At 74.3% G+C, this 13,393-nt stretch carries 14 protein-coding genes; 7 read left to right on the top strand and 7 right to left on the bottom strand.

The features are described from left to right. Positions 1-35: 35 nt before the first annotated feature. Positions 36-773 carry a lytic transglycosylase domain-containing protein gene (locus DMP17_RS43380; RefSeq protein ID WP_226355199.1) on the top strand — a complete coding sequence of 246 codons (738 nt, stop codon included), beginning with the start codon at positions 36-38 and terminating at the stop codon, positions 771-773. 12 nt (positions 774-785) lie between these two features. On the opposite strand, the gene efeB is transcribed toward DMP17_RS43380, so the two are convergent. The 4 genes from efeB to DMP17_RS43360 form a co-directional block, all read right to left on the bottom strand. Beyond that, on the bottom strand, positions 786-2,021 hold the full coding sequence (efeB, locus tag DMP17_RS43375; protein WP_226355200.1) for an iron uptake transporter deferrochelatase/peroxidase subunit: 1,236 nt from the start codon (positions 2,019-2,021) through the stop codon (positions 786-788). Beyond that, a complete protein-coding gene (gene efeO, locus DMP17_RS43370; protein WP_337832526.1) occupies positions 2,018-3,166 on the bottom strand; it encodes an iron uptake system protein EfeO in 1,149 nt (382 codons plus the stop codon). Before efeO ends, efeB begins: the two co-directional genes overlap by 4 nt. Before the next feature lie 44 nt (positions 3,167-3,210). Continuing rightward, entirely contained in the window at positions 3,211-4,035 is an 825-nt protein-coding gene (gene efeU, locus DMP17_RS43365; RefSeq protein WP_226367247.1) for an iron uptake transporter permease EfeU, read from the bottom strand. 133 nt (positions 4,036-4,168) lie between these two features. Further along, entirely contained in the window at positions 4,169-4,579 is a 411-nt protein-coding gene (locus DMP17_RS43360; protein WP_043279643.1) for a tetratricopeptide repeat protein, read from the bottom strand. A 153-nt stretch (positions 4,580-4,732) separates the two neighbouring features. Between DMP17_RS43360 and eno the strand changes: the two genes are divergently transcribed. From eno to DMP17_RS43345, 3 genes are all read left to right on the top strand, one after another. After that, entirely contained in the window at positions 4,733-6,028 is a 1,296-nt protein-coding gene (gene eno, locus DMP17_RS43355; RefSeq protein WP_226355203.1) for a phosphopyruvate hydratase, read from the top strand. 169 nt (positions 6,029-6,197) lie between these two features. Continuing rightward, positions 6,198-6,797, top strand: coding sequence for an FtsB family cell division protein (locus DMP17_RS43350; RefSeq protein WP_073577652.1), 600 nt, complete (start codon positions 6,198-6,200; stop codon positions 6,795-6,797). 4 nt (positions 6,798-6,801) lie between these two features. Next, complete coding sequence (locus DMP17_RS43345) at positions 6,802-7,326, top strand: DUF501 domain-containing protein (protein ID WP_374203831.1); 525 nt, start codon at positions 6,802-6,804, stop codon at positions 7,324-7,326. Here the strand turns inward: DMP17_RS43345 and DMP17_RS43340 are convergent. After that, positions 7,323-7,913, bottom strand: a complete 591-nt coding sequence (locus DMP17_RS43340) for a TetR/AcrR family transcriptional regulator (RefSeq protein ID WP_337832525.1) — start codon at positions 7,911-7,913, stop codon at positions 7,323-7,325. The genes DMP17_RS43345 and DMP17_RS43340 overlap by 4 nt on opposite strands. Before the next feature lie 74 nt (positions 7,914-7,987). On the opposite strand from DMP17_RS43340, the gene DMP17_RS43335 reads away from it, so the two are divergent. Then, positions 7,988-8,959, top strand: a complete 972-nt coding sequence (locus DMP17_RS43335) for a zinc-binding dehydrogenase (RefSeq protein WP_337832524.1) — start codon at positions 7,988-7,990, stop codon at positions 8,957-8,959. A 12-nt stretch (positions 8,960-8,971) separates the two neighbouring features. Here the strand turns inward: DMP17_RS43335 and DMP17_RS43330 are convergent, their stop codons facing one another. Further along, positions 8,972-10,609 (bottom strand): acyl-CoA dehydrogenase family protein, encoded by a 1,638-nt coding sequence (locus DMP17_RS43330; RefSeq protein WP_337832523.1) that lies wholly within the window; start codon positions 10,607-10,609, stop codon positions 8,972-8,974. A gap of 87 nt (positions 10,610-10,696) precedes the next feature. On the opposite strand from DMP17_RS43330, the gene DMP17_RS43325 reads away from it, so the two are divergent. After that, positions 10,697-11,650 carry a Ppx/GppA phosphatase family protein gene (locus DMP17_RS43325; RefSeq protein WP_337832522.1) on the top strand — a complete coding sequence of 318 codons (954 nt, stop codon included), beginning with the start codon at positions 10,697-10,699 and terminating at the stop codon, positions 11,648-11,650. Beyond that, complete coding sequence (locus DMP17_RS43320) at positions 11,647-12,363, top strand: uracil-DNA glycosylase (protein ID WP_337832521.1); 717 nt, start codon at positions 11,647-11,649, stop codon at positions 12,361-12,363. Before DMP17_RS43325 ends, DMP17_RS43320 begins: the two co-directional genes overlap by 4 nt. Positions 12,364-12,568: 205 nt before the next feature. On the opposite strand, the gene DMP17_RS43315 is transcribed toward DMP17_RS43320, so the two are convergent. Further along, entirely contained in the window at positions 12,569-13,387 is an 819-nt protein-coding gene (locus DMP17_RS43315) for a class I SAM-dependent methyltransferase (protein WP_226355209.1), read from the bottom strand. Between the last annotated feature and the right edge of the window lie 6 nt (positions 13,388-13,393).

The following is a 13,393-nucleotide window of genomic DNA, read 5'->3' as shown; positions in this document are numbered from 1 at the left end:
CCCGATCGGGTGATACCCGCCGGTAACGTGTGAGCGTGCGCACCCAGTCGCTGCTCGCGGCCATCGGCGGCATCCTGGCCCTGATCGTGCTCGTCTCGCTGGCGACCGGCCCGGACTTCGGGCCGTCGCTGCCTCGGACCCCGGTCGACCGGCAGTCCGCCCCGCCCGCGTCCGCGCCGCTGCCCGCGGGCACCGACGTCGTCGCGTGGGCCCGGGCGACCGCGGCCGAGGCCGACATCCCCGAGCGGACCCTGCAGGCCTACGCGAACGCCGAGCTGCGCCAGCGCGAGCGCACCCCGGACTGCCGGCTGAGCTGGGCGACGCTGGCCGGGGTCGGGCGGATCGAGTCCCGGCACGCGACCTTTCGCGGCGCCGAGCCCGGCCCGGACGGCCGCGTCGACCCGCCGATCATCGGCATCCCGCTGGACGGCACCGGCGGCACCCGCCGGGTGGCCGACACCGACGGCGGCCGCCTCGACGGCGACCCGGTGCTGGACCGCGCGGTCGGGCCGATGCAGTTCCTGCCCGGGACCTGGGCGCGCTACGGCGCGGACGGCAACGGCGACGGCGTCGCCGACCCCCAGCAGGTCGACGACGCCGCGCTCGCCGCGGCCGGGTACCTGTGCGCGAACGGGCGCGACGTCGCCGACGCCGACGACTGGTGGCGCGGGGTGCTCGCCTACAACGCCTCGGGCGACTACGCCCGCGACGTGTGGGCCGCCGCCGCGGACTACGCGCAGCGCACCGCCGCCCCCGCACCGCCCGCCCCCTGACCCGAGCCGGGGTCAGGCGAGCAGTGCGCGACCCCAGTGGTCGTCGCCCTCGGCGAGACCGGGCGGGACCGCGAACAGCGCCGAGCCGTTGTGCTCCAGGTACTCGCTGAGCGCGTCGGAGCGGGCCAGCCTGCGCTGCATCGGCACGTACTGGCGCTGCGGGTCGCGCACGAACGCCACGAAGAACAGCCCGGCGTCGAGGTGCCCGTGCCCGTCGGAGCCGTCGACGAAGTTGTAGCCGCGCCGCAGGATCCGCACCCCGCCGTTCTCCTGCTCGGAGGCGAGCCGGATGTGGGCGTCGTCGGCGATCACCGGGCCGGACGCGTCGGTCGCGGCCAGGTCGGCGGTGTCGAACTCGGCCTTCCCGGTCAGCGGTGCGCCCTCGCCCTTGTCCCGGCCGATGGTCCGCTGCTGGTCGTCGAGGTTGGACCGGTCCCAGTTCTCGATGTGCATCCGGATCCGGCGGGCCACCAGGTAGGAGCCGCCGCGCAGCCACTCCGGTCCCTCGTCGCCGACCCACACGTGCCGGTCCAGCAGGTCCGGCTCCTCGGCCTTGAGGTTGTTGGTGCCGTCCTTGAACCCGAACAGGTTGCGCGGGGTCGCCTGCCCGGTCGAGGTCGACGACGTCCGCCCGAACCCCAGCTGCGACCAGCGCACCTCGGTCACCCCGAAGCCCTCGCGGACGAGGTTGCGCACGGCGTGCACGGCCACCTGCGGGTCGTCGGCGCAGGCCTGGATGCACAGGTCCCCGCCGGAGCGGGCCGGGTCGAGCTGGTCGCCCTGGAAGCGGGGCAGCGTGGTGAGCGCGGCCGGGCGCCGGTCGGTGATGCCGAGCTTGTCGAAGAACGCCGGTCCGACACCGAAGGTCAGCGTCAGCGACGCCGCGGGCAGCCCGAGCGCCTCCCCGGTGTCGGCCGGGGCGGTGTAGCGGTTGGCGGGCAGTGCGCCGCCGTCGGCGGTCTCCTGGCCGGCCGTCATCCGCTCGGCCGACGCCGTCCAGCGCGCGAGCAGGTCGCGCACGGCGGCCCGGTCGGTGCTGGTCAGGTCGAGCGCGACGAAGTGCAGCCGGTCCTGGGCGGGGGTGACGATCCCGGCCTGGCGGTCGCCGCGGAACGCGACGGTGCCGTCGCCGGAGGCGGCCGCGTCGCCGGAGAGGCCGTACCCGGCGGCGACGCCCGCCCCGGCCAGTGCCACACCGGCACCGGTCAGGCCGAACAGTCGTCGCCGGGAGACGTGCAGCGGGCTCATGCGGTGACGGTGCCCGCGACCTTGCTGACCGGCTCGGCCAGCGCGTCGACGGCCGCCGCCATCTTCTTCGTGTCGTCCGGGGTCAGCTGGGTGTAGAGCTTGTAGCCGTCGCCGACGCGGTAGCCCTGGAGGAGCGTGTCGACGGCCTCGAAGCGCTGGTCGAGCACCGGGCCGAGCGTCGGGTCCTTCTGGTCGATCACCGGGCGCAGTGCGGCGACGGCGGCCTGCGAGCCCTCCACGTTGGCCTGGAAGTCCCAGAGGTCGGTGTGGGAGTAGCGGTCCTCCTCGCCGGTGATCTTGCCGGTGGCGACCTCGTCGAGCAGGCTCTTGGCGCCGTTGGCGAGCTCGGCCGGGGTGAGCTTCAGGCCGGGGATGCGGCCCTGGAGGTCCTTGGCGTCGGTGACCAGGGTGGCGGCGACCTGCGGGGAGTCGGCCTTGAGACCGTCGACCCAGAGGTCCTTCTCGAGCCGGTGGAACCCGGTCCAGGCGACGCCGGGGTCGCGCTCGTCGTCCTCACGGCCGTCGAGCTTCGGGTCGAGGTCGCCGAAGGACTCGGCGATGGGCTCGATCCGCTCGTAGTAGGTGCGGGCGACGGGGAACAGCGACTTGGCCTTCGCGACGTCGCGGGCCGAGACGGCGGCGGCGAACTCGGAGCTCTTGGTGACCAGCGCGTCGGACTGGGAGGACACGTAGCGCAGGTAGCCGGCGGTGGCGGCGGCGAGCTCGGCGTTGGTGTCGGTGGCGCGCTGCGCGGAGCCGGTCACGGTGAACGGGGCGCGGATGCCGTCGCCGGACATGCCCGGCTTGCAGGCTGTGGTGTAGGTGCCGCCGTCGGGGACCTCGACGATCAGGTCGCGGGACAGCCCGGGGCCGATGTTCTCGACCTCGCCCATGATCCGGTCACCGGTGGCGTAGAGGTAGAACTCGGTGACCTTGCTGCCGGCGTTGGTGATCCGGAACGTCATGTTCCCGGCGGCGGCCTCGGTGGTCGAGACCTCGCAGGCGGTGTCGGTGGCGTTGACCGTGATCGGGCCGCCGTCGCCCGGGCCCTGCGCCGTGGGAGCGGTCGAGGTGCAGCCGGCCAGCAGTGCGGCGGCGACGGTGAGCGACGCCAGGCCTGCGGCCGTGCGCGTGACGGGGGACATCGTGCGTTCTCCTAGAGGGGTCGACACCGTGGGCGGTGCGGGGTTCAGGCGTCGGCGGTGGCCGGGGCGCGACGGCGGGCCGGGCGCAGGAACAGCGCCAGGACCACCACGACGTAGACCGACCAGACGACCGCCTCGAGCACGGTCGTCTGCGGTGAGAAGTTGAAGATCCCCTTGAGCAGGGTGCCGTACCAGGAGTCGGCGGGGATCACGTCGCTGACGTCGAAGGCGAGTGTGGTCAGCCCCGGCAGGATCCCGGCCTCCTGCAGGTCGTGGACGCCGTAGGCGAGGATCCCGGCGGCCACGAAGATCAGCAGGAAGCCGGTGACGGTGAAGAACCGCCCCAGGTTGATCTTCAGCGCGCCGCGGTAGATCGCGTACGCGAGAGCGACGGCGATCGCGATGCCGATCAGGAACCCGACCAGCGGTCCGGCGGTCTCGCCCGCGGCCTGTGCGGCGGCGAAGAAGAAGATCGCGGTCTCCAGGCCCTCGCGGCCCACGGCGAGCGCCGCCATCACGACGACGGCCCACGGCCCCATCGACACGGCCCGGTCCAGGGCGCCCTCCAGCTCCCGGGACAGGGTCCGGCCGTGCGAGCGCATCCAGAAGATCATCCAGGTGACGAAGCCGACCGCGATGATCGAGAGCGAGCCGCCGAGTGCCTCCTGGGCCTCGAAGGTCAGCGCCTGCTGCGTGAGCGTCAGCCCGAGCGTGACGCCGACGCTGACCGCGACGGCGAGCGCGACGCCCGCCCACACCCGCGGCAGCTCCGAGCGTCGCCCGGTACGGACCAGGAAGGCCACCAGGATCGCCACGACCAGCGCGGCCTCGAGTCCTTCACGCAGCCCGATGAGCGCGTTCCCCAGCATGCGACCTCCTGCAGCCCAGTCACCGGTGGCAGTCGCCAGGTGAGGGTGAGCTGCCGGGCGGGAAGGCTAACCTCACCCGATCGGGCGGGGAAGTGTCGCGGGGCATTCGCCCCGGAAGATCCGTTTTCGCAGATCAGGGACGGTCGGGCGCGAGCGCGATGCGGGCCCGCACCTCGCCCAGCGCCTCCTGGTACTCCGGGCGCGGATCCATCGCCGAGGCGATCTTCAGCTGCGTCTCGGCCTCGCCGAGCCTGCCCTGACGCTGCAGTGTCTTGCCGAGTGCGAAGCGCGCGTAGTGGTCGGCCGGATCCATCTCGACGACCCGGACGAACGCCGCCTCGGCCTTCCGCAGCTGCGCCGAGTCGAGGTAGGCGCGGCCGGCGAGCAGGTGCACCGAGGCGTCGCCGGGCTCGTCCGGACCGTGTGCATCGAGGACGGGGCGGAGCGCGTCGAGCGCCTCGAGCGGGCGGTGCCGGGAGAGCAGCCGGTCAGCACGGCGGAACGCCGCGACCGGGTCCTGGTGGTTCGCACGGGGACTGCTCATGGTCACTCTTACGTTAGGTGCGATCCGGGCGGGATGCGAGGTCTTGACAGACCGCCGGTGCGGAGCAGGGTGACGCAAGCGTCCCCCGCCGGGGGCCCACCGGTGACTACGCTGACGCACCGGACGACACCCGCGATCAGAACAGGAGTCACGGTGGCGGTCATCGAGCAGGTCGGGGCACGCGAGATCCTCGATTCCCGGGGCAATCCCACGGTGGAGGTCGAGGTCGCGCTGGACGACGGCACGCTGGCGCGTGCCGCGGTCCCGTCGGGCGCCTCGACCGGCGAACACGAGGCCGTCGAGCTGCGGGACGGCGACAAGAACCGCTACGGCGGCAAGGGCGTCGAGAAGGCCGTCGCGGCCGTCCTCGACGAGATCGGGCCGGAGCTCGTCGGCGTCGAGGCGGTGGACCAGCGACTGGTCGACCAGCGCCTCGTCGACCTCGACGGCACCCCGGACAAGTCGAAGTTCGGCGCGAACGCCCTGCTGGGCGTGTCGCTGGCCGTCGCGAAGGCCGGGGCGGAGTCCTCGGGCCTGGAGCTGTTCCGCTACGTCGGCGGCTCCAACGCGCACGTCCTGCCGGTCCCGATGATGAACATCCTCAACGGTGGTGCGCACGCCGACACTTCCGTCGACGTGCAGGAGTTCATGGTCGCGCCGATCGGCGCGGAGACCTTCCGCGAGGCGCTGCGCTGGGGCGCGGAGGTCTACCACGCGCTCAAGTCGGAGCTGAAGGACAAGGGCCTGTCGACCGGCCTCGGCGACGAGGGCGGTTTCGCCCCCGACGTCAAGGGCGGCACCCGCGGGGCGCTCGACCTGATCGCCGCCGCCGTGCAGCGCGCCGGCTACACCCTGGGCACCGACGTCGTGCTGGCGCTCGACGTCGCGGCGACCGAGTTCCACGAGGCCGGCAAGTACTCCTTCGAGGGCAAGAAGATCACCGCGGACAAGCTGTCCGAGGTGTGGGCCGAGCTGGTCGACTCCTACCCGCTGGTGTCCATCGAGGACCCGCTGGACGAGAACGACTGGGACGGCTGGGTCGGCCTCACCGAGGCCATCGGCGACAAGGTGCAGCTCGTCGGCGACGACCTGTTCGTCACCAACCCGGAGCGGCTCGAGGACGGCATCGCCCGTGGCGCCGCGAACGCGCTGCTGGTGAAGGTCAACCAGATCGGCACCCTGTCCGAGACCCTCGATGCGGTGACGATGGCGCACAACGCGGGGTACCGCTGCATGATGAGCCACCGTTCCGGGGAGACCGAGGACGTCACCATCGCGGACCTCGCCGTCGCGACCGGCTGCGGTCAGATCAAGACCGGCGCCCCGGCGCGGTCCGAGCGGGTGGCGAAGTACAACCAGCTGCTGCGCATCGAGGAGCTGCTCGGTGACGCCGCCCGCTACAACGGCGAGCTGGCGTTCCCGCGCTACCAGGTGCCCGGCCAGAGCTGACGCTCCGGTCGTTCCCCCGTCGGTGACTCGGTGCCGCCCGGATCGTCTGCGGACGGTCCGGCGCGGCACCCCCACCGGTGCCCGATCGGGCGGCATGCTGGACGGGTCGCCACGGAGCGGCACGGGCGGCACTGACGGGTGAGGGAACCCGGGACGGACGGGAGGGTGCATGGCGGACCGTCGGGGACGTGGACGGGACGCTCGTGCGCGCACGACCGGCACGGGGCGTGGCCGTGCCGCGGCCAAGCCGCGGACCACGACCGCACGCTCGGCGCGGGCCCCCGCGTCGACGGGCGGCTCCGGCGCGCGGTCGCGGCCGGCCGGACCGCAGGGCGCCCGGCCCCGTCTGACCCGCGCCCGGTCCCGCGCCGGCGAGGTCGTCGCCCGCACGACCGGGCTGCTGGGCCTGTCGTCGACCAAGCGGGCCGCCATCCTGGCCATCGTGGTCTGCGCGCTCGCGCTGACCGTCGCGGTGCCGCTGCACAACTTCGTCGCCCAGCGCCAGGAGCTGGCCGACGTCTCCGACCGGCAGCAGGCGCTGGAGGCCGACGTGGCGCGGCTGTCCTCCGACCGCGCCCGGCTCTCGGACCCGGCCGAGGTCGAGGCCCAGGCCCGGTCCCGGCTCGGGATGGTCCAGCCGGGGGAGACCCCCTACGTCGTGCAGTTCCCGGCCCCGCCGGCGCCGGTCGTCGAGGACGGCCAGGCCGAGCCCGGCGTGCCCTGGTTCCACACCCTCTGGAACGACGTCACGGGCGACCCGCGACGATGAGGGCGTGAGCAGCACTCGTTCCCGTCCGCCCGGTCTGGAGCCGGGCCCGGTCGCCCAGGCCGACCTCGACGCCGTCGCCGACCAGCTCGGCCGCGCCCCGCGCGGGGTCCTCGCGGTCGCCTACCGCTGCCCGTCCGGGCACCCGGCGGTCGTGCAGACCGCGCCGCGGCTGCCCGACGGCACCCCGTTCCCGACGTTGTACTACCTGACCTGCGCCCGGCTGGCGTCGCGGATCGGAACCCTCGAGGCCGAGGGCCGGATGCGGGAGATGGAGGAGCGGCTGGCCGTCGACGACGAGCTGGCCGCCGCCTACCGCCGCGCCCACGAGACCTACCTCGCCGAGCGCGACGCCATCGAGCCGCTCGCCACGCACCCCGACGTCACGGCCGGGGGCATGCCGGACCGGGTCAAGTGCCTGCACGTGCACGTCGCACACGCCCTCGCCGCCGGGTCCGGGGTGAACCCGTTCGGCGACGAGGCCCTCGACGAGATCGGGGAGTGGTGGCGGTCCGGGCCGCCCTGCTCCTAGACCGGCTGCCCACGGTCCCGCCCGGCACGGAACGCGTCGACCGCGAGCCGGGCGAAGCGTTCCGCATCGCGTCCGCGGCTCGCCTCCGGGGCCGTGGCGAGACCGCGCCCGGCCCGCAGGACCAGGATCAGGTCGTCGACGGTGAAGTCGGGGCGCAGCGCGCCGCAGGCCCGCGCACGTGACGCGAGCCCGTCGATCATGCGCAGCAGCTCCCGCTGGTGGCCGGCGAGGAGGTCGCGGGCGGGCTCCGCGGCGGTGAACGCGTCGACGAAGCCCCGGTTCCGCACGTTCAGGGCGACGAGCCGGTGCACGACCGTGCGGAAGCCGCGCCACGGATCCTCGTCGGCGACCCCGTCGACGACGATCCGCCGGCACTCCTGCATCTCCTCGGCGAACGCCTCCCGGACCAGGTCGTCCCGGGTGGGGAAGCGGCGGTACAGCGTGGCCGGGCCGACACCGGCCCGCCGGGCGACCGCGCGCATACCGACGTCGAGGCCGTCCTCGGCGAACAGGACGCGGGCCGCGGCGAGGATCCGGTCACGGTTCTCCTGCGCGTCGGCCCGTAGCCGAGTCGGCTCGCGATCCATCTCTCTCACTTCCGCTAAGTGGACGGGTGCGTCCACTACCGTCGGAAGGGTACGCGACCAGGGAGGACCCGGAGATGCAGGCGGTCAGGATCGGCGAGTTCGGTGCCCCGGACGGGCTGGAGGTGGTCGAGGTCCCGGTGCCGCGACCCGACGCGGGTCAGGTCCTCGTCCGGGCCGAGGCGATCGGTGTCGGAGGTGTGGACGCGGTGATCCGGCGGGGTCTGCTCGGTACCGGGTTCCCGGTGGGGATGGTGCCGGGCAGCGAGGCGGCGGGAGTGGTGACCGCGACCGGGGAGGGGGTCGACCCGGCGTGGACGGGCCGCCGGGTCTGGGCCTTCACCGGTATCGGCGGTGCCTACGCCGAGCAGGTCCTCGTGGCGGTCGGCGACGTGGTCGCCCTGCCGGACGGCCTGACGGCGGCCCGCGCGGTGACCCTCGGGAGCGCGGGACCCGTGGCGCACTTCGCCCTGGCGCACGCCCACCACGCGCCCGGCGAGAGCGTCCTGGTCCGCGGTGCGGCGGGGAGCATCGGCATCGCGACGGTGGAGCTCGCCGTGCAGGGCGGTGCGGGCGAGGTGGCGGTCACGACCTCGTCCGCGGAACGGGGGCGCCGACTGCGCGAGCTCGGGGCGACCCGGGTCCTCGACCGGTCCGGCGGGGGCGGGACGGACCGCTACGACGTGATCATCGACGTGGTCGGGGGACCGGACGTCCCGGCGTTCCTGGATCGGCTGGCTCCGAACGGGCGGCTCGTCCTCGTCGGTGCGGTCGCCGGGTTCCCGCCCGCCGACGTGGGGTCGGCGTTGATCCGGGCGTTCCAGCAGTCGCGCTCGTTCGCCACCTTCAGCCTGGACACCGTCCCCCACCCTCGACGCGACGCGGTCCGCGCCGACCAGTTCGACGCGGCGGTCCGGGGCGCGCTCAGCACCGTCGTCGACGACGTACTGCCGCTGCGGGCCGCGGTGGAGGCGCACCGCCGCATGGACGCGGGGACCGTCTTCGGGCGGCTCGTGCTCGTACCCGGCGACAGCCCCGCGATGGCCTGACCGCCCGGTCGGTCAGGGCGTCGCCCGCTCCAGCAGCACCCCGACGCTGTCCTTCCCCGGCCGGGTCCCGGCGGTGCGCAGCGGCCCGTCGGCGTCGAGCCGGGTCGCGAGGAAGACGTCCGCGACGGCCGTCGGGGCGTGGCGGACCAGCAGCGACCCCTGCAGGGCCAGCGCGGCCAGCTCCGCGAGACGGCGGGCCCGGCGTTCCTCCGGCGCGGCCAGCTCGGCGCGCAGCGCGGTGACCGTCGCGTCCAGCCGCGGGTCGGCTCCCGCGGCGAGGTCGATCTCGGCGAGCAGTGCCTCGACGGCGTGCGGCTCGCGGGCGATGGCGCGCAGCGCGTCGAGCGCGGTGACGTTGCCCGAGCCCTCCCAGATCGAGTTCAGCGGCGCCTCCCGGTAGAGCCGGGGCAGGTCGGACTCCTCGACGTAGCCGTTGCCGCCCAGGCACTCCAGTGCCTCGGCGACGACGGTCGAGGTCCGCTTGCACACCAGGTACTTCGACACCGGCAGGGCCAGGCGCAGCAGCGCCGTCTCACCCCGGTCGACGGCGCCGGCCAGCCGCAGCGCCAGGACGGTCGCGGCCTCGGTCTCGGCGGCGAGCTCGGCGAGGACCTCCCGCATCAGGGGCTGGTCGGCGAGCCGCGCCCCGAACGCGGACCGGTGCGCGACGTGGTGCGCGGCCTCGGTGACCGCGGCCCGCGCGGTCGCCGCGGAGCCCAGCACGCAGTCCAGCCGGGTCATCGAGACCATCTCGATGATCGTCCGGACGCCGCGGCCCTCGTCGCCGACCCGCCAGCCGACCGCGCCCGCGTACTCGATCTCCGACGACGCGTTGGACCGGTTGCCGAGCTTGTCCTTGAGCCGCTGCAGCCGGATCGCGTTGCGGGTGCCGTCGGGCAGCACCCGGGGCAGGACGAGGCAGGTCAGCCCGCCGGGGGCCTGGGCGAGGGTGAGGAACAGGTCGTTCATCGGGGCACTGGTGAACCACTTGTGCCCGGTGAGGCGGTAGCCGCCGTCGGGCTGCGGGGTGGCGACGGTGGTGCCGGCGCGGACGTCGGAGCCGCCCTGCTTCTCGGTCATCGACATGCCCGCGAGGAGGCCGTCCTTGCCGGCCGGGACGGCGAGGCCGGGCGCGTAGCGGCGGGCGGTCAGGCCGGGCTCGTAGGCGGCGGCCAGCTCGGGCGCGTGCCGCAGCGCGGGCACCGACGCGTAGGTCATCGAGATCGGGCACAGGTGACCCTGCTCCACCTGCGAGGTCAGGTAGAAGCCCGCGGCCCGGGTGACGTGCGCACCGGTGCCGGGCGCCGCGGCCCACGGGGCGGCGGCCAGGCCGTGCTCGACGCTCGTGCGCATCAGCGCGTGCCACGACGGGTGGAAGGTCACCTCGTCGACGCGGTGTCCGGTGCGGTCGTGGGTGCGCAGCTCGGGCTCGTGGGCGTTGGCGGCGCGGGCGTGCTCGCGGTGCTCCGCCGTCCCGATCTCGCCGGCGAGCGCCCGCAGTGCCGCCGGGTCGCCCCCCTCGCGTCCGATGGCCTCGACGACGGCCGGGTCCGCGGAGAGCAGGTCGCCGTCGGCCCGGGGCGGGACCTGGTTCACGACCTGGTGCGTGCCGAGGTCGGACACCGGGGCGGGGGTGTGCGTCGTCGCCATTACCGGAGGGTAACCCCGGCGTGCGACCGATCCCAGGCGTTCCGACTACGGTTCGGACCGACCGTCGTCGTACCCGAAGGAGTGCCGATGTCGCGGGTTGCCGCCATCGACTGCGGAACGAACTCGATCCGGCTGCTCGTCGCCGATGTCACCGAGGCCTTCGACGGCCAGAAGGAGCTGCGCGACCTGCACCGCGAGATGCGGATCGTGCGGCTCGGCAAGGGGGTCGACGCGACCGGCCGGCTCGACCCGGAGGCGCTGGAGCGGACCCGCGTGGCGCTGGTCGACTACGCCGTCGCCGCCCGCCGCAAGGGAGCCGAGCGGATCCGGATGGTGGCGACGTCGGCGACCCGGGACGCGTCGAACCGCGAGGACTTCTTCGCGATGGTCCGCGACACCCTGGGCGTCGAGGCGGAGATCATCTCCGGCGACGAGGAGGCGCGGCTGTCGTTCGTCGGCGCCGTGGGCGACCTCGACCCCGACGACGGCCCGTTCGTGGTGACCGACGTCGGCGGCGGGTCCACCGAGGTCGTCGTGGGGGAGCTGCGCGACGGGGCCGCCGTGGTGACCGCGGCGAAGTCGGTCGACATGGGGTCGGTGCGGCTGACCGAGCGCTGCCTGCCCTCGGACCCGCCGTCGGACGCCGAGATCGACTCCGCGCGTGTGGTCGCCGCCGAGGTGCTGGCCGAGGCGTTCGCGTCGGTGCCGGTCGAGACCGCGACGACCTGGGTCGGGGTGGCCGGGACGATCACCTCGCTGTCCGGGATCGCCCAGGAGCTGCCCGCCTACGACCGCGAGCATGTGCACGGCTCGACGCTGACCCGCGAGGACCTGCACCGGGTCGCGGACCTGCTGATCCGGTCGTCGCGGTCGGAGCGGGAGAAGCACGGTTCGCTGCACCCGGGCCGCGTCGACGTCATCGGTGCCGGGGCGCTGGTCGTGCAGGCCCTGGCCGACGAGCTGCACGCGCGCGCCGGGATCGACCGCGTCGTCGTCTCCGAGCACGACATCCTCGACGGGATCGCGCGATCGATCGCATGACCCTGGCGGTCCTGGACCAGCGGATCTCCGAGTGCCGGGCCTGTCCGCGGCTGGTCGAGTGGCGCGAGCAGGTGGCCCGGGAGAAGCGGGCCGCGTTCCGCGACGTGACCTACTGGGGACGCCCGGTGCCCGGCTTCGGCCCGCCCGACGCGCGGATGCTGATCGTCGGGCTGGCTCCCGCCGCGCACGGCGCCAACCGGACCGGGCGCATGTTCACCGGCGACCGCAGCGGCGACGTGCTCTACGCCGCGCTGCACGCCGTCGGGCTGGCGTCGCAGCCGACCGCCTCCCACATCGGCGACGGCCTGGAGCTCCACGGGGTCCGGATCACCGCGCCCGTGCACTGCGCGCCGCCGGCGAACAAGCCGACCCCGGCCGAGCGCGACGCCTGCCGGAGCTGGCTGGAGCAGGAGCTCGACCTGCTCGCGCCGACGGTCCGCGGGGTCATGGTGCTCGGCGGCTTCGGGTGGCAGGCGCTGCTGCCGGTGCTCGCCGGCGCGGGGTGGACGGTCCCGCGGCCGGCCCCGAAGTTCGGGCACGGGGCGTCGGTGACGCTGGCCCCGGCCCGGCCCGACCGGGAGCCGCTGGAGCTGTTCGGCTGCTACCACGTGAGCCAGCAGAACACCTTCACCGGACGGCTGACCCCGGCCATGGTCGAGCAGGTCCTGGCGGACACCGCGCGGGCCGCGGGATTGTCGCCGACCCGACGATGAACACCATCGCAGCTGGTCGGGGCCTCTTCCGGCGTGGCTTTGCTCTGCTCACCTCTACGCAACACCCTCCGCCGCGACGCCCCGGCCCCCCGGGGCGCGTCGCGTCTCCCGCGCCGATGCCGTCGCCGAGATGCAGCTCAGCGGGGTTCCGGTACGGGTCGTCGCCCGCTGAGCTGCATCTCGCCGGGTGTCCCGGTCCCGGGACTCAGCCGGTGGTGAAGCGGTGCAGGCGCATCGCGTCCTGCATGGCGGGGACGTGCCCGGCCGCCGACAACAGCGGGCGCAGCCACACCCGCGGCTCGCGCAGGGACACCTCGTCGTAGATCGAGATGTCGTCGCGCTCGGTCAGCGACGGGTGCCGGTGCGCGAACTCCGCGGGGTTCCACGACCACCGGAACTCGGTACCGACGGCGCGGAACGTCGGCGTCCAGCGCGAGGCACGCACCGTCCACGGGGCGACGGCGTCGAACGCCAGCGTCACCGCGGGGGTGCCGGACACGACCCGGTCGACGGTCGCGTGCACGGCCTCCGCCGGGACGTACATGAACAGCCCCTCGGCGACGACCAGCGTCGGCAGCGTCGGGTCGACGGCGGACCACCAGCCGTCGTCGGTGACGGAGCCGGAGACCTGCTCGATGCTGTCGGGGAGGTCGTAGAGCCGGCGTCGGACCTCCATCACCTCGGGCTGGTCGACGTCGACCCAGCGGCACGTCGACGGCACCCCGACCCGCAACGGCCTGCTGTCCAGTCCGCAGCCCAGGTGCAGGACCTGCCCGGCGGGCTCGGCGGCGAGGAACTCCCGCGTCCAGCCGTCGAGGATCGCGGCGCGGCACACGATGGTCGAGACGTCGCCGGTGAACTGCCAGAGGCCGTGGACGTCGTGCTCGATGCGGTCCCAGACGGGCTCCGCCCACGGGTCGCCCAGGATCGGACGGCGGGACCGGGCGTCCAGGCGTCGCATGTAGAGGGTCATCAGCAGGGTCGCCGCGGCGCCCCGGAGGTCGACCTTCTCGGTGCTCGGCATGAGTCC

This window comes from Pseudonocardia sp. TMWB2A (genome assembly GCF_017312135.1).
Note: the sequence above shows the minus strand (reverse complement) of the source record. Positions and strands in the feature narration are given on the sequence as shown.

What these genes read in the sequence shown, in the direction of transcription:
- efeB (WP_226355200.1), bottom strand. Translation starts at nt 2,021, where the DNA reads ATGAGCCCGCTGCACGTCTCCCGGCGACGACTGTTCGGCCTGACCGGT.
- efeO (WP_337832526.1), bottom strand. Translation starts at nt 3,166, where the DNA reads ATGTCCCCCGTCACGCGCACGGCCGCAGGCCTGGCGTCGCTCACCGTC.
- efeU (WP_226367247.1), bottom strand. Translation starts at nt 4,035, where the DNA reads ATGCTGGGGAACGCGCTCATCGGGCTGCGTGAAGGACTCGAGGCCGCG.
- DMP17_RS43360 (WP_043279643.1), bottom strand. Translation starts at nt 4,579, where the DNA reads ATGAGCAGTCCCCGTGCGAACCACCAGGACCCGGTCGCGGCGTTCCGC.
- DMP17_RS43350 (WP_073577652.1), top strand. Translation starts at nt 6,198, where the DNA reads ATGGCGGACCGTCGGGGACGTGGACGGGACGCTCGTGCGCGCACGACC.
- DMP17_RS43340 (WP_337832525.1), bottom strand. Translation starts at nt 7,913, where the DNA reads ATGGATCGCGAGCCGACTCGGCTACGGGCCGACGCGCAGGAGAACCGT.
- DMP17_RS43335 (WP_337832524.1), top strand. Translation starts at nt 7,988, where the DNA reads ATGCAGGCGGTCAGGATCGGCGAGTTCGGTGCCCCGGACGGGCTGGAG.
- DMP17_RS43330 (WP_337832523.1), bottom strand. Translation starts at nt 10,609, where the DNA reads ATGGCGACGACGCACACCCCCGCCCCGGTGTCCGACCTCGGCACGCAC.
- DMP17_RS43325 (WP_337832522.1), top strand. Translation starts at nt 10,697, where the DNA reads ATGTCGCGGGTTGCCGCCATCGACTGCGGAACGAACTCGATCCGGCTG.
- DMP17_RS43320 (WP_337832521.1), top strand. Translation starts at nt 11,647, where the DNA reads ATGACCCTGGCGGTCCTGGACCAGCGGATCTCCGAGTGCCGGGCCTGT.
- DMP17_RS43315 (WP_226355209.1), bottom strand. Translation starts at nt 13,387, where the DNA reads ATGCCGAGCACCGAGAAGGTCGACCTCCGGGGCGCCGCGGCGACCCTG.